Annotated in this window: 24 protein-coding genes and 1 other annotated feature; of the genes, 12 read left to right on the top strand and 12 right to left on the bottom strand. The window is 44.4% G+C overall.

Going from position 1 to position 26,161, the window contains the following annotated elements:
• Window positions 1-114 precede the first annotated feature (114 nt).
• The 5 genes from hisC to AB6E54_RS07135 all read left to right on the top strand — a co-directional run bounded on the left by hisC (window position 115) and on the right by AB6E54_RS07135 (window position 5,457).
• Complete coding sequence (gene hisC, locus AB6E54_RS07155) at window positions 115-1,257, top strand: histidinol-phosphate transaminase (protein WP_372107030.1); 1,143 nt, start codon at window positions 115-117, stop codon at window positions 1,255-1,257.
• Window positions 1,258-1,267: 10 nt separating this feature from the next.
• A complete protein-coding gene (locus AB6E54_RS07150; RefSeq protein ID WP_102393430.1) occupies window positions 1,268-2,041 on the top strand; it encodes an ABC transporter substrate-binding protein in 774 nt (257 codons plus the stop codon).
• Window positions 2,042-2,621: 580 nt separating this feature from the next.
• On the top strand, window positions 2,622-3,581 hold the full coding sequence (locus tag AB6E54_RS07145) for a TRAP transporter substrate-binding protein (protein WP_017063537.1): 960 nt from the start codon (window positions 2,622-2,624) through the stop codon (window positions 3,579-3,581).
• Window positions 3,582-3,648: 67 nt separating this feature from the next.
• Window positions 3,649-4,128 (top strand): TRAP transporter small permease, encoded by a 480-nt coding sequence (locus AB6E54_RS07140; RefSeq protein WP_004736522.1) that lies wholly within the window; start codon window positions 3,649-3,651, stop codon window positions 4,126-4,128.
• A gap of 21 nt (window positions 4,129-4,149) precedes the next feature.
• On the top strand, window positions 4,150-5,457 hold the full coding sequence (locus tag AB6E54_RS07135; protein WP_010438025.1) for a TRAP transporter large permease: 1,308 nt from the start codon (window positions 4,150-4,152) through the stop codon (window positions 5,455-5,457).
• 102 nt (window positions 5,458-5,559) lie between these two features.
• Here the strand turns inward: AB6E54_RS07135 and AB6E54_RS07130 are convergent, their stop codons facing one another.
• From AB6E54_RS07130 to AB6E54_RS07095, 8 genes are all read right to left on the bottom strand, one after another.
• Window positions 5,560-6,879 carry a dicarboxylate/amino acid:cation symporter gene (locus tag AB6E54_RS07130; RefSeq protein ID WP_372050086.1) on the bottom strand — a complete coding sequence of 440 codons (1,320 nt, stop codon included), beginning with the start codon at window positions 6,877-6,879 and terminating at the stop codon, window positions 5,560-5,562.
• 310 nt (window positions 6,880-7,189) lie between these two features.
• On the bottom strand, window positions 7,190-7,996 hold the full coding sequence (trpA, locus tag AB6E54_RS07125; protein WP_017069986.1) for a tryptophan synthase subunit alpha: 807 nt from the start codon (window positions 7,994-7,996) through the stop codon (window positions 7,190-7,192).
• Complete coding sequence (gene trpB, locus AB6E54_RS07120) at window positions 7,996-9,186, bottom strand: tryptophan synthase subunit beta (RefSeq protein WP_372107029.1); 1,191 nt, start codon at window positions 9,184-9,186, stop codon at window positions 7,996-7,998. The genes trpA and trpB overlap by 1 nt, the downstream gene beginning before the upstream one ends.
• A gap of 131 nt (window positions 9,187-9,317) precedes the next feature.
• Window positions 9,318-10,757, bottom strand: coding sequence for a bifunctional indole-3-glycerol-phosphate synthase TrpC/phosphoribosylanthranilate isomerase TrpF (gene trpCF, locus AB6E54_RS07115; protein ID WP_372107027.1), 1,440 nt, complete (start codon window positions 10,755-10,757; stop codon window positions 9,318-9,320).
• A gap of 25 nt (window positions 10,758-10,782) precedes the next feature.
• Window positions 10,783-11,778, bottom strand: coding sequence for an anthranilate phosphoribosyltransferase (trpD, locus tag AB6E54_RS07110; protein WP_229647081.1), 996 nt, complete (start codon window positions 11,776-11,778; stop codon window positions 10,783-10,785).
• A gap of 9 nt (window positions 11,779-11,787) precedes the next feature.
• Entirely contained in the window at window positions 11,788-12,396 is a 609-nt protein-coding gene (locus tag AB6E54_RS07105; protein WP_017063544.1) for an aminodeoxychorismate/anthranilate synthase component II, read from the bottom strand.
• Between the two features lie 2 nt (window positions 12,397-12,398).
• Window positions 12,399-13,988 carry an anthranilate synthase component 1 gene (locus tag AB6E54_RS07100; RefSeq protein WP_372107025.1) on the bottom strand — a complete coding sequence of 530 codons (1,590 nt, stop codon included), beginning with the start codon at window positions 13,986-13,988 and terminating at the stop codon, window positions 12,399-12,401.
• Between the two features lie 125 nt (window positions 13,989-14,113).
• Window positions 14,114-14,228, bottom strand: a sequence feature (Trp leader region).
• Window positions 14,175-14,306, bottom strand: coding sequence for a Trp operon leader peptide (locus AB6E54_RS07095; protein ID WP_192852923.1), 132 nt, complete (start codon window positions 14,304-14,306; stop codon window positions 14,175-14,177). (Overlaps the previous feature by 54 nt.)
• 120 nt (window positions 14,307-14,426) lie before the next feature.
• Here AB6E54_RS07095 and rnm point away from each other — a divergent pair, with 120 nt between their 5' ends.
• The 3 genes from rnm (at window position 14,427) to rluB (ending at window position 17,158) form a co-directional block, all read left to right on the top strand.
• Window positions 14,427-15,281 carry an RNase RNM gene (gene rnm / locus AB6E54_RS07090; RefSeq protein WP_017061496.1) on the top strand — a complete coding sequence of 285 codons (855 nt, stop codon included), beginning with the start codon at window positions 14,427-14,429 and terminating at the stop codon, window positions 15,279-15,281.
• 62 nt (window positions 15,282-15,343) lie between these two features.
• Window positions 15,344-15,964, top strand: a complete 621-nt coding sequence (locus AB6E54_RS07085) for an L-threonylcarbamoyladenylate synthase (RefSeq protein ID WP_009848751.1) — start codon at window positions 15,344-15,346, stop codon at window positions 15,962-15,964.
• A gap of 159 nt (window positions 15,965-16,123) precedes the next feature.
• Window positions 16,124-17,158, top strand: a complete 1,035-nt coding sequence (gene rluB / locus AB6E54_RS07080; RefSeq protein WP_136982007.1) for a 23S rRNA pseudouridine(2605) synthase RluB — start codon at window positions 16,124-16,126, stop codon at window positions 17,156-17,158.
• Between the two features lie 260 nt (window positions 17,159-17,418).
• Here rluB and AB6E54_RS07075 read toward each other — a convergent pair whose 3' ends face one another.
• From AB6E54_RS07075 to yeiP, 3 genes are all read right to left on the bottom strand, one after another.
• The gene (locus AB6E54_RS07075; protein ID WP_017061495.1) at window positions 17,419-17,901 is read right to left on the bottom strand and encodes an RNA methyltransferase; all 483 of its coding nucleotides are present in this window, start codon (window positions 17,899-17,901) and stop codon (window positions 17,419-17,421) included.
• 147 nt (window positions 17,902-18,048) lie between these two features.
• Entirely contained in the window at window positions 18,049-18,378 is a 330-nt protein-coding gene (locus AB6E54_RS07070; RefSeq protein WP_004741258.1) for an HI1450 family dsDNA-mimic protein, read from the bottom strand.
• 10 nt (window positions 18,379-18,388) lie between these two features.
• Entirely contained in the window at window positions 18,389-18,958 is a 570-nt protein-coding gene (gene yeiP / locus AB6E54_RS07065; protein WP_017055115.1) for an elongation factor P-like protein YeiP, read from the bottom strand.
• A gap of 137 nt (window positions 18,959-19,095) precedes the next feature.
• Between yeiP and AB6E54_RS07060 the strand changes: the two genes are divergently transcribed.
• On the top strand, window positions 19,096-19,863 hold the full coding sequence (locus tag AB6E54_RS07060; RefSeq protein ID WP_372107023.1) for a nucleotidyltransferase domain-containing protein: 768 nt from the start codon (window positions 19,096-19,098) through the stop codon (window positions 19,861-19,863).
• A gap of 93 nt (window positions 19,864-19,956) precedes the next feature.
• Here the strand turns inward: AB6E54_RS07060 and AB6E54_RS07055 are convergent, their stop codons facing one another.
• Window positions 19,957-22,320, bottom strand: a complete 2,364-nt coding sequence (locus tag AB6E54_RS07055; RefSeq protein ID WP_372107022.1) for a DNA polymerase II — start codon at window positions 22,318-22,320, stop codon at window positions 19,957-19,959.
• 425 nt (window positions 22,321-22,745) lie between these two features.
• On the opposite strand from AB6E54_RS07055, the gene uvrY reads away from it, so the two are divergent.
• The 3 genes from uvrY to pgsA are packed head-to-tail and all read left to right on the top strand — an operon-like array spanning window position 22,746 to window position 25,842.
• Window positions 22,746-23,390 carry a UvrY/SirA/GacA family response regulator transcription factor gene (gene uvrY, locus AB6E54_RS07050; protein WP_004729778.1) on the top strand — a complete coding sequence of 215 codons (645 nt, stop codon included), beginning with the start codon at window positions 22,746-22,748 and terminating at the stop codon, window positions 23,388-23,390.
• A 15-nt stretch (window positions 23,391-23,405) separates the two neighbouring features.
• Window positions 23,406-25,238 carry an excinuclease ABC subunit UvrC gene (gene uvrC, locus AB6E54_RS07045; protein ID WP_372168810.1) on the top strand — a complete coding sequence of 611 codons (1,833 nt, stop codon included), beginning with the start codon at window positions 23,406-23,408 and terminating at the stop codon, window positions 25,236-25,238.
• A gap of 46 nt (window positions 25,239-25,284) precedes the next feature.
• Complete coding sequence (pgsA, locus tag AB6E54_RS07040) at window positions 25,285-25,842, top strand: CDP-diacylglycerol--glycerol-3-phosphate 3-phosphatidyltransferase (protein ID WP_017061490.1); 558 nt, start codon at window positions 25,285-25,287, stop codon at window positions 25,840-25,842.
• The last annotated feature ends 319 nt before the right edge of the window (window positions 25,843-26,161 follow it).

The following is a 26,161-nucleotide window of genomic DNA, read 5'->3' as shown; positions in this document are numbered from 1 at the left end:
TGTTTGAATGTAAATACTTAATCATCATTTGTGATTCAATATTTGTATAAGTCACATTTTTTGAATATGAAGGCAATGATGAAGACATTGTGATTTTGTGAAAGGGATAGCTTCTTGACATCTTTTATTGATAGCTTAGTGCCTCAGGCTGTAAAAAAATTAATACCTTATCAATCGGCAAGAAGAATTGGTGGTGATGGACGTGTCTGGCTAAACGCCAATGAATTGGAAAGCTCGCTGTTTCAAGGAGAAGCAAGTCACAACCGATACCCAGACTTCTTACCACAAGATATTGCTAAGGCTTATCAAGATTACTGTAGTACCGATGCCGCGACTGTGGCTGTTCGTGGTGCAGATGAAGCGATTGATTTGCTGATCAGAACATTCTGTAAACCGGCGTGCGACAACATACTTATCTGCTCTCCAACGTATGCGATGTATGAGTTTTGCGCTGATGCATTGGCGATTAATACCTTGGACTCTCCATTGCAGGAAGACTTTAGCCTGAACGTCGCTGATATTGTGAATAAGGCAGAACTGGCGAATATAGTGTTTCTTTGCTCACCAAACAATCCAACGGGCAATGTGATTCCTAAATCGGATTTGATTCAGGTACTGGAAGGCACGACTGGAAAATCTCTAGTGGTCGTCGATGAAGCGTATATCGAATTTGAACCACAAACGTCAGCCGTTAGCCTTATTGAGCGTTATCCGCACTTGGTTGTGATTCGCACTTTGTCTAAGGCATTTGGACTGGCTGCAGTTCGTTGTGGTTTTATCTTAGCGAGTCAAAATGTGATGCAGTATGTCGCGAAGCTGATTCCACCTTATCCGATGCCAGATTGCTCATCTCAAATTGTATTAGACGCGTTGTCTGATGAACGAGTCTCAGTGATGCAAGATGCGACGCAGAATCTGGTTGAGCTGCGTAACTGGTTTGCTTGTGAGTTAACGCAGTTTGATTTCATCGAGTCTGTTTACCCTTCATCGACAAACTTCATTTTGCTGCGTCAAAAAGCTGGGCATCAAGTGTTCAGTGTCTTGGCGAAGGACGGCATTGTGACAAGGAACCAAAACCATGAACCGGCTTTGCGTAACTGTGTTCGAATCAGTATTGGTAGCCAAGAGAGCATGCTAGAAGTGATAACGTCACTAACACGTTACCAAACCGAATTAGAACAGATTCAACAAGGCAAACACATTCAACAAGCTCAACATAAAGAAACTCAATCTCAACTCAATAAAGATCATATCTAGGATGGCAATGATGAAAAAGATAATACTAGGACTCGCTTGTGCGGTCGCTTTACTTGGTACAACGGTACAGGCGAAAGAAATCCGTTTGGCGTCGGACTTTACGTATCCGCCATTCAACTATAAAAACAGCGACGGTGTGCCTGTCGGGTTTGATATTGAGATAGCTGATGCTTTGTGTGAGCAAGCTAAACTCGATTGTACTTGGGTTTCACAAAGCTGGGACTCGCTAATTCCAAGTTTGTTGGCAAGAAAGTCAGATGTGATCATGGCTTCAATGCGTATTACTGAAGAGCGTAAGCGTAAGATCTTATTTACTGATAAGTACTACCAAACACCAGCCGTATTTGTTGCTGCTAAAAGCGCAGAATTCAGCGTTGATGAGGCAGGCTTAGCGGGTAAAACCATCGGTGTTCAGCAAGGTACGATTCACGATCGCTACGTAACCGACAAGTTTGGTAGTGTTGCCAACATTAAGCGTTACACAGGGCAAGATGAAGTGTATCTGGATCTGCAAAACGGTCGCTTAGATCTAACCTTCGGCAACTCAGATCAACTGTCATTGGCTTTCTTAGATAAGAAAGAAGGCGAGGGTTTTGAGTTCAAAGGCAAAGCCGTTACCGACAAAGCCTACATCGGTGAGGGTACGGCGTTAGCATTAAGAAAGCAGGATTCAAAATTGGCGAAACAATTCAATGCTGCGATTGAAGAGATCAGAGCAAACGGTACTTACGACAAGATCGCCGCTAAGTACTTCACGTTTGATATCTATGGCGCTGATTTGTAATTCGTTTAACGCCTAAAAATTAGAACACCAAAAACAAAAATCCGAGGGCTGTAAGGCTCTCGGATTTTTGTTACAAACAATTCATCCTCTCAAGCTTCTCTCTATTGCCTTTATCTATTCTTGTTACCTAAATCCAACCGAAAACCTTGCCTTCATCACCTCACAAAGCACTGTTCACGACTCGCGTTTTCGAGCGAGGAGACCTTCTTTGTCGTGCTCCATAACTGAATTTAATGTCTTAAAATAACATAAATAGATCGATACTCTTTTACTAAGAGATTGTTCTTAAAGCAGTTGAAAGTAATCGAAATTACAAAAAAACCCAAAGTAGAACTGATTAATGGTCTAATTAGTCCCAAATATGATTGGTATCACAATCAATTAGGTTCTCAGGCCAATAGATAAACCTTAGTTCACAAAATATACATATAGTATTGTAATACAAGATTCATAGGGTAAGAATATTGTAATGAAACGTTACTGCTATGAGCGATGTGCAATTGAACGTTAGATTTCAAACTTAGCTATAGCGTTGCATATAAAAACTGTACCTCTTACAAAATGGATTCTGGAGAAGAACATGAAAAAACACCTACTGACGATTGCAGCGGCTTCAATTCTTATGGCATTTGGCGCTCAAGCAAAAACTTTGACGTTAGGGCATGCAATGTCATTAGAAAGCGCAGCTCACCAAGGCATGGTGATCATGGCTGATAAAGTTAAAGAAAAATCGAATGGTGAACTTACGATTAAGATCTTTCCAAACGGTCAATTAGGCTCTGAACGTGACCAAGCGGAGCAAGTTGTTACTGGCGCGATTGATATGGCCAAAATCAATGGTGGGTTAGCCGAATCTTTTGAACCAACGTTTAAGGTTAATGCACTGCCTTTCTTATTCCGTGACGTTCCACATATGAGAACCTTCATGCGAAGTGAAGCTGCACAAGAGATGCTGCTTTCAAGCGAAGGTAAAGGTTTCATCGGTCTTACATTCTATGATTCAGGCACACGTAGCTTCTACGCTAAGAAAGCCATCAACTCACCAGCAGATCTAGCTGGCATGAAAGTTCGAGTTCCTGGTTCTCCAACCATGATGGAAATGGTTAACTTACTTGGTGGTAAAGCAACACCTGTACCTTTCAATGAGGTATACACGGCTCTGCAACAAGGTGTAATTGATGGTGCTGAGAATAATATTTCTAGCTTAGTTGAAATGAAACACAGTGAAGTTGCCAAATTTTACTCTATGGACCAGCACATGATGACACCTGACGTGATCATCATTTCAGAATACAAATGGGGTTCATTAACGGCAGAAGAGCAAAAGATCTTAAAAGAAGCTGCTGCTGAGTCTCTTGAAGAGCAGATCAAAATCTGGGATGCAACAGATGACATGAACAAAGAGAAAGGAATGAAAGAAGGTGTCACGTTTGTTGAAGTTGATAAAGCCCCTTTCCGTGCAGCTGTTAAACCTATGATTGATGAGGCGAAAAAAGATCCAAAACTAGCTCCATTCATTGAAAAAATTGAAGCTCTTTAATCAGTCTTAGTGAAAATATAATTTTGCCTTGGCTTTGCTAAGGCAAAATTTTTTGAGGTATCACACCATGTTAGCAACTTTCAGAAACCTACTTGATAGGCTGATTCTTTTTGTCTCTTCTTTTGCACTAATGTTACTTGTCGTTACTGTCACTTGGCAGGTCTTTAGTCGTTATGTTTTGAATGATCCAAGTAACTGGACTGATGAACTTGCTCGTTATGCGATGGTATGGCTTGGCTTATTAGGAGCAAGCTACTTATTCGGTATCAAAGGACACTTAGCAATAACGTTATTGGATGGTTATCTTAAGGGTAAAGCACATATCGCATTACATGTACTCATCAATATCATTTCTGGCGCATTTGTATTTCTAGCAATGCTTCAAGGTGGCATCGCCCTAATGGGAAGAACCACACAACAACTCTCTCCAGCACTGCAATTACCGATGTCGACGGTGTATTCAATATTGCCGATTTCAGCCGTTATTATCCTCATTTATTTGGTCATGAATACGTTTGATCTTTTTTGTGAACCCAACAAAAAATAAGTTTTAAAAGGACTCTATATTATGGATTTGTCCATTGGTGTTTGGCTGCTAGGCCTATTCTTATTCATGATCGCGATAAGCATGCCGATTGCGATTGCAATTGCCATGTCATCTTTAACCATCATGTATTTCATCTTACCGTTTGAAGTCGCCAGTATTACTGCGGGTCAAAAAATCATTACCGGTATTGATAGTTTCAGTTTATTAGCCATCCCTTTCTTTATCCTCGCGGGGAATATAATGAATGTAGGTGGCATCGCGAGTCGACTCATCAACCTTGCAAAGCTCTTGGTTGGTTGGATCCCGGGCTCACTTTTTCACGTGAACATCTTCGCCAATATGATGTTTGGCGCCGTTTCAGGATCAGCCGTTGCAGCAGCAGCTGCGGTTGGTAAAACCTTAGGCCCAGAATTAGAAAAAGATGGTTATGATAAAAACTTAGCAACAGCAGTAAACGTTGCATCTTGCCCGGCAGGCTTATTAATACCGCCGAGTAATTCACTGATCGTATTTTCAGTGGTATCGGGTGGAACATCCGTTGCGGCGTTGTTTATCGCAGGGTATGTCCCAGGTATTCTAATGGGCTTAAGTTGTATGGTCGTCGCCTATTTCATCGCTAAAAAGAAGGGCTACAAAACAAGTGCGAATGACGGCTTCACAACGAAAGATGTGCTGAATATTGTTTGGCAAGCAACACCAAGCTTAGGGCTTATTGTTGTTGTTATTGGCGGTATTATTGGTGGTATATTCACTGCAACAGAAGGGGCATGTATAGCGGTTCTATACTCTTTTATACTGTCACTCTGTTACCGAACCCTCAAATGGGCACACTTTCCGATAATTTGTAGAGAAACGGTTCAGGTTACTGGCATTATGCTGTTCTTGATTGGTGCTTCTACCATTATGTCATGGGCAATGGCGTTTACCGGTCTACCAACCATGATCAGTGATTGGATGCTCTCTATTTCAGACAATCCAATTATCATCTTTATTCTGATGAACCTGATTCTACTGATTGTGGGTATGTTTATGGACCTTACGCCAGCCGTATTGATCTTTACCCCTATCTTTATGCCGATTGCTGAGCATTTAGGCATGCATCCAATTCACTTCGCGATGATGATTATCTTCAACTTATGTATTGGCATTGCAACGCCACCCGTTGGTACGGCGCTATTTGTGGGTTGTAGTGTCAGTGGCTCTAAGATTGAAAACGTTATAAGAAGTATCATGCCGTTTTGTGCCGTATTGATCGTCACACTGTTGGCTATTACTTTTATTCCTGAAATTAGTTTGGCTCTGCCTCGTGCGTTTGGACTAATCAATTAGCCTAACAAGGGTAAGGTTTACCGACTCAATATTGATCATCACCTAATAAAAAACCGCCTGTGTGAAGGCGGTTTTTTTATCAATCAAAACTGAAGCTTAATATTACGCTTGCTGTTTTTGTAGCTCAGTTTCTTTCGCTTCGTCTTCGATTAGAGAATCAACGATGACTGCACATGCTGCATCACCAGTGATGTTCAGAGCAGTACGGATCATGTCGAAGATACGGTCTAGAGCGAACAACAGAGGTAGACCTTCGATAGGGATACCAGCCGCTAGAAGAACTGCAACCACTAGGAAAGAAGGACCAGGAACACCTGCTTGACCAACTGCACCTAGGGTAGACGTTACGATGATAGCAACGTAAGCACCCATAGAAAGGTCGATGTTGAACAGCTGTGCGAAGAAGATAGCAACTAGGCCGTAGTAAATTGCGTTACCAGACATGTTGATCGTCGCACCAAGAGGCAGAACGAATGAAGCCGTAGAGTTACGAACGCCAAGTTCTTTCTCTACCGTTTCCATTGTTACTGGCAGTGTCGCCATTGAAGATGCTGTTGATAGTGCAACCGCTTGAGGCTTCTTCATCGCCACTAGGAACTTCTTCGCAGAAGTCTTAGTGAAGATTTGAATCATTAGCGGGTAAGCAACAAAGCCGAAGATTAGAATCGCAGCGATGTAAACAACGAACAGTTTGAACACAACCATAAGTGCGCCAAAACCGAATGTACCCACAGCTTCTGCCATTAGGCCGAATACGCCAAGTGGTGCAATGATCATAACCTTGTTGATCATCCAAACCATAGCGTCAACAATCGCGTTTACGCCATTGATGATAGGGTCACGTTTCTCTTTCGCTTGTTTAGAAATCGCAATACCGAAGAATAAGCAGAAAACTAGAATTTGCAGAATGTTTGCTTCATTCAGTGATTGGAAAACGTTGGTCGGGATCATGCCTGTGATGGTTGCCCAGAACGTTGGAAGTTCACCTTTCGCAGCGTATTCAGAAGAGAACATGCCTTCAACGCCAGAAACATCGATACCACGACCCGGTTCGAATATTTCACCCATTACTAGCGCTAGTGCTACAGCAAGTGCAGACGTTAGTGCAAAGTAACCTAGAGTGGTCACGCCCACTTTACCTGCTGATGAGCTGTTGCCTAGACCAGCAGCACCTGAAATTAGGGCAACCGCGACTAGAGGGATAACCAGCATCTTGATCAAATTGATGAAGATAGCACCCAGTGGAGCGAACATAGTTGCGCTGTCACCCATCATCGCACCGACTAGGGTACCGATGATCATTGCAATAACGACTTGAACGCCGATGTTGCTTAGTAAACTCTTTTCTTTTAACACTTCCATAACCTCTGTGCTACTAAATATAAAAATCCCAGAACTACTCACCAATGTACGATGTACCATTGGATTAATATTTCGCGAGAAGTTTTACACGTATCTTTTACATTTATCAATATGAGCAGAGATGAAAGAACACCAAAAAGCAGTAATCAAATGTCATTTGATGATTTTTCACACTAAAGCAAACGTTTGCTTTTTGATTTGTCATTATTTTTATAAATGGTGGTGATGTTTTGGTGGGGTATTATAGGTGTGCTACAGGTTTGTATGAGGTGTTGTTTTTGTCAGAAATTTAACAATTGAGAGGGTTTGGACGTGTTCTCGGAGAAAAACTCCCACAGCGCAAATTATCGCACTAGTGGGAGCCTATTTATTATTTTTGCGTTGCCGCTTTCATTGGCGTAACAAACTCAGCAAGTGCTTTAAGCATTGCTTCTGGTTGTTCAACGTTGTTTTCAATGATTTTCACAACCGCAGAGCCAGAGATAGCACCAGCAGCGCCAGCTTCGATGGCTTCTTTTACTTGCTCAGGAGCAGAGATACCGAAACCAAGCAGTGCTGGTGGCGCATCAAACTTGTTCAAACGGTCAAGTAGGGCTGTCACAGGCATGTTTGCTTTGGTTTCTGCACCCGTTACGCCAGCACGAGAAAGTAGGTAAGTGTAACCACCACCTAGCTCAGAAACCGATTGAAGCGTCTCATCACTTGCTGTTGGTGGAGCAATAAAGATTGGGTGAATACCAAACTTCTTAGCTGCAGCAACAAACTCGCCACTCTCGTTGGTTGGTACATCAGCAATCAATACTGAATCGATACCTGCATTCGCACAACGCTCGTAGAAGTTCTCGATACCACGTGCGTACACCAAGTTTGCGTACATCAGTAGGCCGATTGGCAGATCTGGGTATTTAGCACGAATTTGACCAATAAGATCAAAACACACATCTGGCGTTACTTTTGAATCTAACGCGCGAATATTTGCGCCTTGGATTGTCGGGCCATCTGCAAGCGGATCGGAGAATGGAATACCAAGCTCAAGTGCATCTGCACCCGCTTCAACCAAAGTTTCCATGATCTTAAGCGATTGCTCAGGGTTAGGATCGCCAACTGTTACGAATGGTACGAATGCGCCCTGATTCTTTTCAGCTAAGCGAGTGAAGAGTGATTGATAGCGATCCATTATAATGCTCCTTTCTCTTTAAGAATGTCGTGTACAGAGAAAATGTCTTTGTCACCACGGCCAGATAAGTTAACGACTAATAGCTGTTCTTTCTCTGGATCATCGTGAGCCATTTTGATTGCATGAGCCAAAGCATGAGATGACTCTAGCGCTGCGATAATACCTTCGTTACGTGCGATAGCTTGGAAAGCTTCTAGTGCTTCGTCATCGGTTACGTTGTCGTATTCAGCACGGCCAATAGCATTTAGGTGCGCGTGTTGAGGGCCAACTGATGGGAAGTCTAGACCCGCAGATACAGAGTAAGACTCTTCTACTTGACCATTCTCATCTTGCATCAGTGGTGCTTTCATACCGAAGAAGATACCAGTTTTACCGTGTTTAAGCGGCGCGCCGTGTTGGTCGGTATCAATACCTTTACCAGCAGGCTCTACACCGATTAGGCGTACAGACTCTTCTTCAATGAAATCCGCGAACATACCGATAGCGTTTGAACCACCGCCGACACAAGCGATAACGGCATCTGGAAGGCGACCTTCACGAGCTAAGATTTGGTGCTTCGTTTCTTCACCAATCATGCGTTGGAAATCACGAACAATCGTTGGGAATGGGTGAGGGCCAGCCGCAGTACCCAATAGGTAGTGCGCGTCTTCATAAGTTGCAGACCAGTCACGTAGCGCTTCGTTGCATGCATCTTTTAGCGTTGAAGAGCCAGAATGAACAGGGATAACCTCTGCGCCCATTAGCTTCATACGGAACACGTTCGGGCTTTGACGTTCAACGTCTTTTGCACCCATGTAAACACGACACTTAAGGCCCAATAGAGCACAAGCTAGAGCCGTTGCAACACCATGTTGGCCTGCGCCAGTTTCAGCGATGATTTCCTGTTTACCCATACGTTTTGCTAGCAATGCTTGACCAAGAACTTGGTTTGTCTTGTGAGCACCGCCGTGAAGTAGATCTTCACGCTTTAGGTACAGTTTGGTTTTTGTGCCTTTAGTCAGGTTACGCGTTAGCGTTAGTGCCGTTGGACGGCCTGCGTACTCTTGCAGAAGCGTCATGAATTCACTGCGGAACTCAGGATCGGCTTGTGCATCGATAAATGCTTGTTCTAGTTGGTCTAGTGCTGGCACTAGGATCTGCGGTACGTATTGACCACCGTATTCACCGAAGTAGGCATCGAGTTTAGCCATTGTGTTATTCCTTCAATTCTATCGATGTGTATTCACACCAAGTCATTTAATCTTGTTTGAGCTTCGCAAAAGGCAAAGCTCACAAATATGTTTTTAGTTTCTGCTTTCTAATTTCTAGCGCCGAGTTTGGACTAGTAATTGCGAATCGCTGCAAAAGCACGTTGCAGTTTGTCTGCGTCTTTTTTTCCTGGAGCGGATTCAACACCAGAGTTTAGGTCTAATCCTAAGCAACCCAACTTAGCCGCTTGGTTAGCATTTTCTGGGGTTAGACCACCCGCCAACATGATTGCGCTTTGGTTGTTGATTAGGTTCCAATCGAACACTTGGCCTGTGCCACCAGTTTGAGAACCCACTTTAGTATCTAGCAGGTGACGAGTCACGTTGCTTTCCAGTAATTCTGGTAGCGAGCTCTCAGCATCGGGAGCAACACCGTAAGCTTTCCAAATCTCAACGCTTTCAGGTAGTGACTGTTTTAGCTCATCGACAAACGCTTGAGACTCATCACCGTGCAATTGCACAGCGAACAGGCCTAGCTCAGAAACCGTTTTCGCAACGTCAGTAACGCTGTGGTTTTGGAACACACCCACGTAGTTCAAAGGTGCGCCGCTCATAGTCAAACGAGCCGCTTCGATATCCACATGACGCTTAGATGCTTCAACGAATATCAGACCACCGAATACCGCACCAGCTTGATAAGCCTTTGCTGCATCGTCAGAGTGAGTTAAACCACACACCTTGTTTTCACCCAGTGTTACTTTGCGTACCGCAAGCTCGAGGTTCTTCTCTGCCATTAGAGAGCTACCGATTAGGAAGCCATCTGCAAACGTTGAAAGGTCACGAACTTGTTGATGTGTGTAGATGCCAGACTCTGAAATCACAACTGCGTTTGGAGCCAGTTCGCGAATCAGCGGCGCCAACTCTTTAGTACGGTTCAAATCAGTCGAAAGGTCACGAAGATTACGGTTGTTAATGCCGATCACCTTAGCGTTTAGAGCGACTGCACGGTGAAGCTCTTCTTCGTTGCTGACTTCGGTCAATACACCCATGTTGAGTGAGTGAGCGACTTCCGCCAGCGCTTTGTACTCTTCGTCATCTAATACCGATAGCATTAACAAGATAGCATCAGCTGAGTAATGACGAGCTAGATACACTTGGTAGGTATCAACCATGAAGTCTTTACACAGGATAGGCTGCTTAGCAATGCTGCGAACTTTAGGTAAAAACTCAAAGTCACCTTGGAAGTACTTCTCGTCTGTCAGCACAGAAATCGCGTTTGCGTGGTTGTTGTAAACAGAAGCAATGTAGTCGAGGTCAAACTCGTCACGGATTAAACCTTTTGACGGAGAGGCCTTTTTACATTCAGTGATGAAAACCGTTTGTTCTCCGCTCAGAGCGTCATAAAAGCTGCGGTCTGTTGCAGTTAGTGACGCTTTAAACTCGTCTAATGGTTGAGTCTGCTTACGTGCTTCAACCCATTGGTATTTATCACGAACGATTTTTGCTAATACTTCCGCCATTTCAGCTTCTTTGACTGAAACGTGGGTCGACAGTTTATCGGTAGTCTGTGTCATGTTCTTTGTCTCGATTCGTCGTTCGTTAGGCGTGTGCAGCAAGCTTTTGTACAAGCTCGTATGCTTTGCCAGAGTTCATCGCGTCAATTGCTTGCTGTGCGTTGGCTTTTAGGTCTTCGTGACCAAACAGACGCATCAGTAGAGCAACGTTGACTGCCACTGCGCCAACTTGAGCATCAGTGCCTTTACCCGTCAGGATATCGGTTGTGATGGCTTTGTTCTCTTCTGGCTCGCCGCCCTTGATTGCTTCAAGAGGGTGAGTGTTCAAACCGAAGTCTGCTGGTGTCACTGTGTATTCGTGAATTGTGCCATCTTTGATTTCAGCAACCATGGTTTCGCCGTGAATCGCTACTTCATCAAGGCCGCTACCGTGAACAACCGCCGCGCGCTTCATGCCCATTTGCAGCATGGTTTCCGCGATAGGGCGTACAAGCTCTTTGCTGTAAACACCCATTAGCTCGATGTTAGGGCGAGCTGGGTTAATCAGTGGGCCAAGGATATTGAAGATAGTGCGCGTTTTCATGGTTTGACGAACAGGCATCGCGTGACGTACACCAACGTGATACTGCGGAGCAAATAGGAACGCTACGCCAAGTTCATCAACAGCCGTACGCGTGTCTTCTGCTGTCATCGCTAGGTTGATACCGAACGAATCCAATAGGTCAGAAGAACCTGATTTGCTCGATACGCTGCGGTTACCGTGCTTCGCGACTTTTAAGCCACACGCTGCGGCAACAAATGCAGAAGTCGTCGAGATATTGATGGTGTTGTGACCGTCGCCACCTGTACCTACGATGTCTGCGAAATCGTAATCAGGGCGCGGGAACGGGTTTGCATTCGCAAGTAGTGCTTTTGCTGCGCCTGCAATTTCATCGGGCGTTTCGCCTTTGATTTTCAGTGCAGTTAGCGCAGAAGCCATCAAGATTGGGTCTAGTTCACCCTTGATGATCACATCAAATAACTGTTGGCTTTCTTCTTGAGTAAGAGACTGCTGTTCGTAAAGTTTATTAATCTGTTCCATGATCGTTTCCTATTTTCCAGTCTTTTCAAGGCGAAGAGGTTTCTCAAGAGCCCATTCGATAGCGTTTGCTAGAAGCGTTGCACCGTAGGTCGTCATAATTGATTCAGGGTGGAATTGGAATCCACACACCTTGTCTTGTTCTTGAACCACAGACATCACCAAATCATCGACTTCAGCGGTCACCGTTAGGCTATCAGATACATGCGTTGCCACTAAAGAGTGGTAGCGAGCGATAGCCAATGGCGAAGGTAAGCCTTGGTAAGTCGCATGGTTTTGGTGTTCCATCATCGACACCTTACCATGAATGATTTCGCCAGCGCCTGCAACGGTGCCGCCATAGGCTTCAACAATCGCTTGGTGGCCTAAGCAAATACCAATCATTGGCACTTTACCTTTTAGAAGCTGAATCAGCTCTGGCATACAGCCCGCATCTGCTGGAGCGCCAGGGCCTGGTGAAAGCAGTGCAACAGGGTTGTCTAGTTCGTTGATCGCCGCTTCAACTACTTTTGCAGGAATGTTGTTACGGTAAATTTTTACGCTGTGACCTAATGAACGAAACTGGTCTACAAGGTTGTAAGTGAACGAGTCGAAGTTATCGATGAATACAATATCAGCCATGATTACGACTCCTTCTTATTTGTTAGGTTCTTAGTATGAGCTGCTTGAATCGCTGAGATAACCGCTTGTGCCTTGCCGCGAGTTTCATCGGCTTCTGCTTGTGGGTCTGAATCGAATACCACACCAGCGCCAGCTTGTACTTGTGCTACGCCATCTTCAACGTAAGCAGAGCGAATTACGATACAAGTATCTAGAGTCCCTTCACCGGTTAGATAACCGACTGCACCACCGTAGCTACCACGACGCGTTTTTTCTACGTCACGAATAAGCTGCATTGCGCGGATTTTTGGTGCGCCCGTTAGCGTGCCCATGTTCATACAAGCTTGGTAAGCGTGCAGAGCATCTAAGTCTTCACGGAGCTGACCAACAACACGAGAAACCAAGTGCATTACATGGCTGTAGCGGTCTACTTTCAGTAAGTCTGCTACGTGGCGAGTGCCAGCTTCGGCAATACGTGCCACATCGTTACGCGCTAGGTCAACTAGCATCATGTGCTCGGCGTTTTCTTTCTTGTCGGTACGCAGTTCAAGCTCGATACGGCTGTCTAGGTCGAAATCGATTTGACCGTCAGGGCGCTTACCACGACGACGAGTACCAGCAATCGGGTAGATCTCGATTTGGTTGGTTTCTGTCTCGTATTTCAGCGAGCTTTCTGGAGATGCACCGAACAGAGTAAACAGCTCGTCTTGCATGTAGAACATGTAAGGGCTTGGGTTGCTTTGTTTGAGTTCTTTATAAGCCGCCAGTGGGGCTGGGCAAGGTAGAGTGAAGCGGCGTGAAGGTACCACTTGGAATACATCGCCTTTAACTACGTACTCTTTTAAATCACTAACCGTTTGGCAGAAGTCTTCATCTGAAACGCTAGGTACAGCTTCAACGTTGTCTAACGGCGTTACTTCAGTGATGGCTTTCAGGGACTGACACTGAGTTTGAATGTCGGCTAGACGGTCAGTTAATTGCGCTTTGATGTTGTCATCTTGAGCAAATAAGCTCGCGTGAAGTAGGCCTTCGTTCTCTTGGTGATCGAAACGCAATAGTGTTTCAGCTACGTAGAATACAAAGTCAGGACAATTGTTGGTTGCTTCAGCATCACCTAGTGGCTCAAAGTTTGCCACGATGTCGTAAGCGAATAAGCCCGCCATGAATAATGCGTGTTTGTTATCCGCGTCTTGCTCAAAGCTGTGCTGAACCAAACGCAGTGCATCGAATGAAGAGGCTTCTCTTAAACGTGAGTCTTCGTCTAATTCGTTGCTTGGTTCGATAAAAGTCAGCGTCAAAACGTTATCAGTAAGGTCAGATTTAATTTCTGCTTTCACGTTTTGAGTGAGATGTTCGATAAGCGCTTGACCGTTTTCAGTCAATGCTTGAAAGGTTACTTCATGTCCGCGACATACGATGCGAACAGCAGAGTCGATAAGGAGTAGGCTTGTCAGGTTCTGTTTAGATTCAATCTCGGCAGATTCCAACAAAAGACTATCAGTTTTGTTTTCACACAAAGTATGAAAAACGCTGGTTGGATCTTGCGAGTAAGGAACTGAGGAATTGATGACCTCAATGGTTCCCAGCTTTTTGATTTCAATGGCCTTGTTCACAAGACCTCCTTTATGATTCTTTAAATTTCCTGCCGTACATAGTCGCATAAAGATACCTTTCACCCAATCTAGAATATGGTCAATTCGATGATTTGTTAGTCAGTTGAATGTGAGATGTTCGACAAATTAAAAAGCCCGCTATTAAAGCGGGCTTAGTGATAACTTTTTTATAAACAAACTGTTTAACTAGAAGTACACGTTAGCCCACCAAGAACTTGTCCAAGTGCGCCACCAATTAAGCTCTGAACTTGCTTCTACTGAAGAAAGTTCTAAAACTTTATCTTTATCTTTATGGTTTTGGTTAAATTCTTGTAACATGGTGAACCTATCAAATGTGATACTTCGTATTTGTGTACTAGTTAACTAGTTTTCTGCTTGCGGGTCAAGTGTGTTGACACAAATATAACGATAAAAATTGAAAACAATGAAAAAGAATATATGAGAATTGATCTACATAGTCATACAACAGCCTCAGATGGCCGACTTACTCCACCTGAGCTAATTGACCGAGCGCTTGGCTTTAACATCGAAGCGCTAGCGATTACAGATCATGACACGACTGATGGGCTTGCTGAAGCACGCAGCTACATTGCGGATAACAACCTTCCTATTCAGTTGATAAACGGCATTGAGATTTCGACTGTTTGGCAAAACAAAGATATCCATATTGTTGGGTTAAACGTTGATCCTGAGTCACCAGAACTCAAAGCGCTCATTGAACAACAGAAGCAACACCGTATTGGGCGTGCTGAGATGATCGCTCACCGTCTTGAGAAAGCGACTCGTGAAGGGGTGTTAGAAGAAGTTAAATTGATTGCGGGTGATGCACCAATCACTCGCGCTCACTTTGCTAAATGGCTAGTCGACAATGGCTATGCGAAAACTATGCAGCAGGTGTTTAAAAAGTTTCTTACTCGTAATAACCCAGGTTATGTGCCGCCAACTTGGTGTTCAATGAGTGATGCTGTCACGGCTATTCATGCTGCTGGTGGACAAGCCGTACTCGCTCACCCTGGGCGATATGGACTTACAGCCAAGTGGGTTAAGCGCCTGCTAGCGGCATTTGTTGAAGCGAAAGGGGATGCGATGGAAGTAGCTCAACCTCAGCAAGCGCAACAAGAAAGACGCACACTCGCGGATTATGCTATACAATACAAACTATTAGCCTCCCAAGGCAGTGATTTCCATTACCCATCTCCGTGGATGGAACTTGGACGCAATCTCTGGCTACCTTCTGGGGTCGAAGAAGTATGGAAAGATTGGGAGTTTCAAACGGTTTCACCATCTGAATAGTCTTTAGGTGAGCCAGCTCCTTCTGATGATAGAGTCGAGAGATTCGATAACGAGGATCAACAATGAGCCAGTTTTTTTATGTACACCCAGATAACCCACAAGCACGCTTAATTACTCAAGCGGTTGCGATTATTCGCAATGGCGGCGTTGTGGTTTATCCAACAGATTCCGGTTATGCGCTGGGCTGTCAGCTTGAAAACAAACAAGCACTTGAACGTATCTGTAAAATTCGTCGCATCGATGACAAGCACAATTTCACCTTGTTATGTCGTGATCTTTCTGAGTTATCACTGTATGCACGCGTTGATAACGTGGCTTTCCGTCTGCTGAAAGCACACACGCCAGGTGCTTACACGTTTATCTTTAAAGCAACTAAAGAAGTGCCAAAGCGTTTGATGAACGCCAAGCGTAAAACGATTGGTATTCGTGTCCCAGACAACAAGATTGCACTCGACCTGTTGGAAGCGATGGGCGAACCACTGATGTCGACGTCTCTGATTCTTCCGGGTAACGAGACTACAGAGTCGGATCCAGAAGAAATTCGTGACAGCCTAGAGCATGCGGTTGATGTGATTTTGAATGGCGGTTACTTAGGTGAGCAACCGACGACCGTTATTGACTTCAGTGACGATGATGCCGTGGTTCTACGTCGTGGTGCTGGCGATCCTGCGCCGTTTGAATAATCGCTTTACTGATTAACAGTCTGTAACGATACAGCAAACCTGCCACAGTAAATAACAAGTGCTTTTTGGCAGGTTATTTGCGATAATACGCGACCGCGATTTGGTCGCGAAAAATTCATTCGACGTCTGTGAAGACGACAATTAGGTAGAAAAGAGTAAATGAGCGAAAAATTACAGAAGGTTTTAGCGCGAGCTGGTCACGGTTCTCGTCGTGAACTAGAAGGTTTAATCAAATCTGGTCGTGTAAGTGTTAACGGTCAAGTTGCGAAACTGGGCGAGCGTCTTGAAGACGAGAACTCAGTGATCCGTATCGATGGCCATACTGTTTCAGGCAAGGCTTCTGAAGAAGTGGTTTGTCGTGTACTTGCTTACTACAAACCTGAAGGTGAGCTTTGTACTCGTCACGACCCTGAAGGCCGCCGTACTGTTTTCGATCGTCTACCTAAGATCCGTGGTTCTCGTTGGATTTCAGTTGGTCGTCTTGATGCAAACACATCAGGCCTTTTGCTTTTCACTACTGATGGTGAGCTTGCAAACCGTCTAATGCACCCAAGCCGTCAGGTTGAGCGCGAGTACCTAGTACGTGTATTCGGTGAAGTGACTGAGCAAAAAGTTAAAAACGTTACTCGTGGTGTACAACTAGAAGACGGCATGGCTCGTTTTGAAGATGTTGTTTACGCTGGTGGTGAAGGTATGAACCATACTTTCTACGTAGCGATTAACGAAGGTCGTAACCGTGAAGTTCGTCGTCTTTGGGAATCTCAAGAAACGACAGTAAGCCGCCTGAAACGTGTACGTTACGGTGATATCTACCTTGATAAGAAACTGCCTCGTGGCGGTTGGAAAGAGCTAGATCTTCAAGAAGTTAACTACCTGCGTGAGCTTGTTGAGCTTAAGCCTGAGAAAGAGACACTGTTGGATCTTGATCCTTCAAACACTTCTCGTAAGCGTGAGCGTTCTCGTAGCCAAAAAATTCGTCGTGCTGTTAAACGTCACGAAGAGCGTGCAAACGCACCAAAAGGCCGTAGCAACCAAACTAAGCGTAAGAAGCCTGCAACTCGCGGTACTACAACACCTGATTCAGGTCGTAGCGCTCCAGCTGCAAACAAAGGCAAACCTCAGGCTAACAAAAGTAAGCCTAAACAGAACAACGGTCGTCCGGCTAAACCAGCTAAGCCAAGAACACGTCAGTAATTACGTAATTTCTTACGCGTAAAGCTTCATTAGCTGAAAGCACTGAATACTAAAAAACCTGCTCATTGAGCAGGTTTTTTTACGTCTGGAGAAATAGCAGATGCGGGATGCGAGTAACCGAGTATCGAAAACATGCTGCCATAAGTGACAGTAAGCGAGCTTTTCGCATCTCTTATCTCGTGTAGGCGCATCTATAATCTGCTCGTATCTCGTATCTCGTATCTCGTATCTCGTATCTCGTATCTCGTATCTCGTTTCTTTTACTTATGATTCGAAAAGTTATCGCCTTTCGCCAGTCGGTCGTAAAGCACAACATTCACTGATGCCGCTAGATTCATACAGCCGTTGGTCGGAACGTAAATCGTCTCACGACAGAAATCTGTGATTTCTTTCTTTAGCGTGCCATCTTCTGGGCCAAAAATGTAAAACGCACGTGGTGGGTGCTTGTAATCAGGTAGAGGCTTAGCACCTTCAATCAGATCAACAGCAACCGGCACGCAGCCTACTGGAATAATATCTTTCAGCTCTTCAACACCAATCAAAGGCAGGGCTAAGTGCTTTTCTTTGGTATCGGTATGGAATTTTCGCGCATGGTCGTAGCGTGTGCCAGTGTAAAACACAGAGTTGGCGCCGTAGCAGCCAGCTGCTCGCATCACTGAGCCTACGTTTTCTGGCGTCTTTGGGTTAACTAGGCCAATGCAGGCATAGCCTTTTGATTGTGTGTCTGTTTTTGCTTTGGTCATAATCAGTGAATCTAACGTTGATGATGAAAGTGATGAATCACGATGGAAAATAGCGTGATAAAAATAGCCGAGCAATGGGCTCGGCTAACTTTTAACTCGCTTACATGAATACTTGTTTACTCATGCAGATGAGCGTCAACAGCGGTATTAGTCGCGTTTCCACAGCATGTGACAGAACTTATGTTCTGGATCACGGCTGATTAACATGCGAGCAAATACGTCGTCTAGAACGTCATCAGCTTCATTCACAAGACCAATGCGCACTTCAGCGTAGATCTCTTTGTCGACTTCAAAGCCAACATGTTCAACCCAATCATCGCCAGTTTCAACAAGCTCTGCTGCGCCACGATCTTCAAACTGAGCAGTGAAAAGAATCACGTCTGCAGGCTCTAGGTTGTCAGGTGCCATCTCTAGGAAGATGTCGTATGCAGTGTCAATTGCGTCGTCATAAGACATTAGGTCGTTAGCTTCGGTCATAATAAGTGTCTTAGCTTGCGCGGTTCATGTATTTACGTTCAGCAGTGTTTACTACTACTTTGTCGCCAGTCGCGATGTATTCAGGTACTTGAATAGTAAGACCTGTAGAAAGACGAGCAGGCTTAGTACGAGCAGACGCTGATGCACCTTTGATTGAAGGATCAGTCTCTTCGATAACTAGTTCAACAGATGTTGGTAGCTCAAGCGTTGCAGCGTTGCCGTCGATAAGGATCGCGTACATGCCTTGAGTTTCTTCGTTGATGAACAGTAGTTCGTCTTCGATAGTCTCACCGTTGAAGATGAATTGTGTGTAATCTTCGTTGTCCATGAAGATGTACTCGTTGCCATCAACGTAAGAGAACATTACTGCACGCTTAGTTACGTCAATAGTTTCAACAATTTCGTCAGCCTTGTGGCGAACTTCAGTTTTAACGCCAGTTGCTACATCGTTACCACGGAAGCGGTAAATCTTTTGGCCGCCACGGCCGCCTGGTGTTGTTACTTCGATATCTTTAACGATCACTGTTTTGCTTTCTACTGTGATAGCAAAACCTTTTTTAATTTCACTTGCTCTAGGCATTTTGTGTTTGTCCTTAGTGGGTCTATCCGCTGATTATATCTCGGAGATGCTATAAATAGGAATAGCTTGAATCATAAAGTCACCTAGGCGATCATAGAGTTATAGTTAAATCATTATTTTATTTACCGAAACGACCTATGCAGCTACCCGTTATTGACCCAACACAGCCTTTTCAACCTGAATTTCAACCTGTGGTTAACGATCTGATTACCTTTCTAAAAGGTGGGTTAGGATCTAATCTGCACAGTATTTATATTTATGGCAGTGTGGCTCGTAAGCAAGCCGTCTTCGGTCGCTCCAATCTAGATGTGGTTGTGGTGACCCATCGACCGTTTCCTGACCAACGAACCACTTTGTTGAACACCATCAAATGGCGTTTCCAAAAGAGCTTCCCGCAGGTAACTCAAGTGGCGATAAAAACTACCTTAGTGAGTGAGATAGTCGATTTCGACAATATCTTCACTTGGGGTTTTATGCTCAAGCATTTAGCCGTGTGTGTGCATGGTGAAGACTTATCAGACTGCTATGGTGATTTTGAAACAAGTTGGGAAATCGCTAAGCACTGGAATATGGATGCGGAAAACTGGTTGGCGGTGTATCGCAACAAGATCGCACGAGCGACAACGCCAGAACAACAAGTCGCTGTGCAGGTGATTATTGCCAAGAAGCTTCTACGGGCGAGTTACTCACTGGTGATGTACCGCGATAAATATTGGTACGATGATCCTGTTGAATGTGGCCAACAGTTCTTGAAGTATCACCCAGATCGAGAAGTCGAAATCCAAAGGTTGGGCATTTTACTTTCTGGTCGACCAATCCCTAAACGTTCGGTGATCGGTATTCTTGATGGCTTTGGTGAGTGGTTGATTAAGCAGTATCAGAAAACCGAGTTCAGAATCGGATAGAGATTTATAACCGATCCATTGATACTAAAAAGCAGAGTGTGCTGAAGAACATATCTCTGCTTTTTTCGTTTTAAGAGCATATTGAATATAGTGCTAGAACAAACCCAACTGCTGCCCACTAACTCTTTCAAAGTCTAAACCGATGAAGGGCAGTATTGCCTCTGCGACCGGTTTAATCTGCTTGTCGATATAGTGCTGATAATCGATACCACTCTTTAAATACTCCTTGGGCTCAGGGCCACTCAGAGTAATCAAATACTCAATGCGTCCTTTATTTTGGTATTGAAGAGGGCGCCCTAACTGAGCATTGATCTCATCGGCCATACGAGCTGCGCGAACCTGCGGCGGAATGTTCTTTTGGTATTCATGTAATTTGCGGCGTAAGCGCTTTTGATACACCAATAAATCATCATGTTTGCCAGCAGAGGTTTCATCAACAAACTGTCTGACGTAGTCGGTTGGATCTTGATCGTGAAACACCATCTCATACAAGGTTTGTTGGAATTGCTGTGCGAGAGGTGTCCAATCGGTGCGTGCACTCTCAAGCCCTTTAAATATGATCTTTTCTTTATCGCCTTGAGTGATTAATCCGGCATAACGTTTCTTCGAGCCGGTTTCTGAACCTCTAATGGTCGGCATTAGAAACTTGCGATAGTGAGTCTCGTATTCCAATTCGAGTATTGAGGTTAGGTTGTGGGTCTCTTTTAAGTGATTCGTCCACCAATCGTTGATGTAAGCGACCAGTGTGTTCCCGATCTCGTCTGCTTTTTGCTGATCATAACTGCCGTTCAGAGACACGAAGGTTGAATCGGTATCGCCGTAAATCACTTGATAGCCTTTGTCTTCGATCAGAACCTTGGTTTGCTTCATGATCTCATGTCCACGCATGGTAATTGAAGACGCTAACCGGGTATCGAAGAAACGACAACCAGACGAACCTAACACACCATAGAATGAGTTCATGATGATCTTAATCGCCTGAGAGAACGCTTTCTCGTTGTTCTTCTTCGCCACATCACGTGCAGCCCAAAGGTTTTCGATCATCTCGGGCAAGAAGTGTTTAGAGCGGTGGAATTGCCCACCTCGAAAGCCATCAACGGCTTGGTTTTCTGCTGGGCCTAGTTCAAGCTTCAACCCTTCAATTAGTCCCATAGGGTCAATCAGAAACGAGCGAATGATCGATGGATACAGGCTCTTAAAATCGAGTACCAAAACCGAGTCGTACAGATTGGGAATTGAATCCATCACATAACCGCCGGGGCTCGCAATCCAATTCTCTGGCTCTAAGTTCGGTGCGACATAACCCGCTCTGTGGATTTGAGGCAGATATAAGTTAGTAAAGGCCGCAACAGAGCCACCAACGCGATCCAGCTCAACACCGGTTAATCGAGAGCGCTCAATCGCGAAGTCGAGTAGGTGAGTGTGCTCGAAGATGCTGTTTACCAGTACGCAGTCTTGAAGGTTGTACTTAGCGAGTGAGGGTTTATCGAACTTAAACATTCGGTTTATCTCATCCATACGGTCATGAACGTTATGGATGTCTTTGCCTTCCCCAAGCAGCTCTTGCGATACCGACTCAAGAGACCAAGAACGGAAGTGGTAGGTCGCTGTCTTGAGCATATCAATACCATCCAAGACAACGCGCCCCGGAATCGTGATAAAACCTTGCTGATTTTGAGCAGAACTGCGGAAAAAGCTCGGTTGGTTGTCTCTGCCGATGTTGAGCTTCACTTCGTTCCATTCTGAACGTTTGTGCAGCAGCCTAAAATCGAAGTCGATAACATTCCAACCAATGATGATGTCAGGATCAAACTCCGAGAACCAAGCTATCATCGCTTCAAGCAGCACTTTTTCGTTGACAACCCATTGGATGTTGGTGTCTGCTTCTTGTGGTTCGCCGACCATGATGACTCGGCTGTCCATCGGGCTGTCTAAGCCAATGGAATAAAGCACGCCTTTTTCTGAGCATTCAATATCAAGTGACACTACTGACAAGTTAGGTAAGTAATCACCTGCTCGGCATTTTGCGTTTGAGACTCGACGATGCTGATTTTTTTGCACAGCAGATCCGGTGAACTCAATACTTCCCTTGATAAAACGTTCCATCAAGAATCGATCGGCGAGTCGAATATCGCTTTCAAAGGTTTGGATTTCTTCGTTGTGAAAGGCTTGCGCTAAACCAAAGCTGCTTCTCGACAGTGAGGTGTAACACGCGGCGAGAGGTGTTTGCTCGAATGTGGCTAATTCTAGAGGCTTAAATTGGCAATCGATCGACTCTTTCGCTGCGATTGCCTGACATGCCTCAACGTCAGATTGAGCGACAAAAAATACCGGTTTTTCATTTTGAATCGTCAGCAGAGTAGGGCCTTGAGGGGTGCTTAACCACAAGTCGATTTGTGTGCGCCCTGAAAAATCTCTTGCTTGTCTTGTGAGTACAAAGCCTTGCTGAATATCCAATGTAGTAACCTATTGAAATGGGGAATCGAATACTACCATCTAGCGACCCTCTGCGCACAAAAGGCAGTAAAAATACTAACTAAATTCTAGTTAGTAGAGGCAAATAACGGGACTCTATAAGCAAATAAGTGAAATTGTCGCGAATGGTTATTCAATGGTATTGAAAATATCTTTATCTTATGTAATTTTATTGGGTGTTGTTTTAACTGGTTGATTTTTAGAAAAAGCTTGTTGTTTTAGTTAGCTTATTTGTTAATAAGTACTTGCTAAAGTTCGTGTTTCAGCACATATTCAACAGAGCTTTTTTTTAGTAATTAAGTTAAGATGTACTCAATGCTGCATCCACTGTTCCTTTGTTCAATTGTTTCAAACAGATGAAATGACACAGTGGTTGCAGAGCCAATTAATAGTGTGGAGATACAAGTTTGATAAATGTTTTCCTTGTAGATGATCACGAGCTGGTTCGCACAGGGATACGACGTATTATTGAAGACGTCCGTGGAATGAACGTAGCAGGGGAAGCTGAAAGCGGTGAAGATGCTGCAAAATGGTGTCGTACTAACAATACTGACGTTATTTTGATGGATATGAATATGCCTGGTATTGGTGGCTTAGAAGCAACCAAGAAGATCTTGCGTTTCAACCCTGATGTTAAAATCATCGTTTTAACTGTTCATACGGAAAATCCGTTTCCAACTAAAGTGATGCAAGCTGGAGCTGCTGGTTACCTTACTAAAGGGGCAGGTCCGGATGAAATGGTAAATGCAATTCGAGTGGTTAATAGTGGCCAACGATACATTTCACCAGAAATTGCGCAGCAGATGGCTTTGAGCCAATTCTCGCCTGCGTCTGAAAATCCATTCGCAGACTTATCTGAACGTGAACTTCAAATCATGATGATGATTACCAAAGGTCAGAAAGTGACGGATATTTCAGAACAACTCAATCTAAGTCCTAAAACAGTCAACAGTTACCGCTACCGCTTGTTCAGTAAGCTGGATATCAGTGGCGATGTAGAGCTGACGCATTTAGCGATTAGACATGGAATGTTAGACACTGAGACCCTTTAACACTGAGATCGTATAGTGACCAACTTGTTTGACTCAGTCTCATTCCTCAAGACAGTAACAGAGCAGCCCGGCGTTTATCGAATGTATAACGCCGAGGCTGCCGTTATTTACGTCGGTAAAGCTAAGAACCTCAAAAAACGCCTTTCCAGTTATTTCCGTAAAAAAGTCGACAGTGAAAAAACACGCGCTCTAGTTAGTAATATTGACAATATCGATGTCACTGTAACGCACACGGAAACAGAAGCGCTCATTCTTGAGCACAACTACATCAAGCAGTACTTGCCTAAATACAACGTACTTTTGCGTGATGATAAGTCGTACCCTTATATTTTTATTAGCGGTCACAAGCATCCTCGTTTGTCGATGCACCGTGGTGCTAAGACGAAAAAGGGCGAATACTTTGGTCCTTACCCTGATTCCGGCGCTGTGCGTGAGACGCTACACCTAATCCAAAAGATTTTCCCTGCCCGCCAGTGTGAAGATACGGTTTATGCCAATAGAACGCGCCCGTGTTTGATGTATCAGATTGGTCGTTGTGCTGCGCCATGTGTTAGCTCAATCATCTCTGATGAAGAGTACAGTGAACTTATCGACTACGTTCGTCTGTTCCTGCAAGGGAAAGACAAATTAGTCCTTGAGACGCTCATCGACAAAATGGACAAGGCAAGCCGTGAGCTTCGTTTTGAACAAGCTGCCGCTTTCCGTGATCAAATCCAAGCGATTCGACGTGTGCAAGAACAACAATACGTATCTGACGATTCAATGGAAGATATGGACGTGTTGGGATTTGCTCAAGAGAATGGCGTAGCGTGTATTCATATCTTGATGATTCGCCAAGGCAAGGTTTTAGGCAGTAGAAGCCATTTCCCTAAAATTCCCAACAATACGGTGCGAGAAGAGGTCTTTTCGAGCTTTTTAAGCCAATACTATCTTGCGCATAGTGAAGCGAGAACCATCCCAACCCGTTTGATTCTCAATGCCGATTTGATGGAAGATGTCATACCGATTCAAGAAGCCTTGTGTGAAGTAGCGGGTCGTAAGATTCACTTCAATACCAACCCTTCAGGTACTCGAGGTCGTTACCTTAAATTGTCTAATACCAATGCATTGACGGCTATTACCACCAAGATTAATCACAAGATGACGATTAATCAGCGCTTCAAAGAGCTCCAAGAAGTGCTGTCGATGGATGCTATCAAGCGCATGGAATGTTTTGATATCAGTCATACCATGGGTGAAAGCACGATTGCGTCGTGTGTGGTGTTCAATCAAGAAGGCCCGGTTAAACCAGAGTACCGTCGTTACAACATCACCGGCATTACAGGTGGCGATGATTATGCAGCGATGGCTCAGGCGCTTGAGAGACGTTATTCGAAGCAACTCGATGTCGACAAGATCCCAGACATCATCTTTATCGATGGTGGTAAAGGTCAGCTAAACCGCGCTCATGAGATCATTTCTCAATATTGGGGTGATTGGCCGTTTAGACCAAGAATGATGGGTATTGCGAAAGGCGTGACGCGTAAACCGGGTTTAGAAACTTTGGTAACCCTTGAAGGTGAAGAGTTTAATTTACCTAGCGATGCACCAGCGCTGCATCTTATCCAGCACATTCGTGATGAGAGCCATAATCATGCGATTGCAGGGCACAGGGCGAAACGTGGTAAAACGCGCAGAACCAGTGCTTTGGAAGGAATTGAAGGGGTAGGACCTAAACGTCGTCAAGCTTTGCTGAAATATATGGGTGGCTTACAAGAACTTAAGCGTGCAACTGTCGAAGAAATAGCCAAAGTGCCGGGCATTAGTCATTCTTTGGCAGAAAACATTTATCAAGCATTGAAACAATAGTAAAAATCCCGCACCATTAAAGCGCAATTAATAAGAGCCCAATAATATGCGTTTGAATATACCTAACATTTTGTCCTTACTGAGACTATTTTTGATCCCAGTATTCGTTGTCGTTTTCTATCTACCTTATCAATGGGCTCCTTTCGCTGCTGCGATGGTGTTTTGGGTAGCCGGTTTCACTGATTGGCTAGATGGCATGCTAGCTCGTAAGTTAGGGCAAACGTCTCGCTTCGGTGCCTTCATTGACCCTGTGGCTGACAAAGTGTTGGTCGCTACGGCTCTTATCCTGATTACAGAGCATTACCACTCTATTTGGATAACTATTCCAGCCGTGACCATGATTGCTCGTGAGATCATCATTTCAGCGCTTCGTGAATGGATGGCTGAAATCGGTAAACGCGCAAGTGTTGCGGTATCTTGGGTTGGTAAAGTCAAAACGGTTTCTCAGATGTTCGCTCTTTGGGTACTTATCTGGAGATACGACGACTGGATGGTGTGGGTAGGTTACATTGCACTGTATGTCGCCACCGTTCTTACTTATTGGTCAATGGCACAATACTTGATGGCTGCCAAAGACGATTTGTTAGACGAAAAACATCATTGATGAAGAAGCGAGCTGAGGCTCGCTTTTTTGATCTTTAACCTAAGGTTAAGTTATCAATAGTGGATATCTAATGTGATATAGATCTCCTTTGAATAACCCGCTCACAGTGTGTTTTGAACATAAAGTCAGCTATTTGGCCTGTTTCGTATGAAATCTATTCAAACGAATTAAAAATACAAAAATAATATTGACTCAATCGTCTGAATCCGTAGAATGCATCCCGTACCCAAGAGGATGGCAATGAGCGATTCGATTGGAGTTACTAAGGCGCCTTGGCAGAGTGGCTATGCAGCGGATTGCAAATCCGTGGACCTCGGTT

Source organism: Vibrio sp. 10N.247.311.49 (assembly GCF_041467655.1).
GTDB classification, from domain to species: domain Bacteria; phylum Pseudomonadota; class Gammaproteobacteria; order Enterobacterales; family Vibrionaceae; genus Vibrio; species Vibrio crassostreae_C.
The sequence above is the reverse complement of the archived record's forward strand: the minus strand, read 5'-3'. Positions and strand labels throughout refer to the sequence as shown.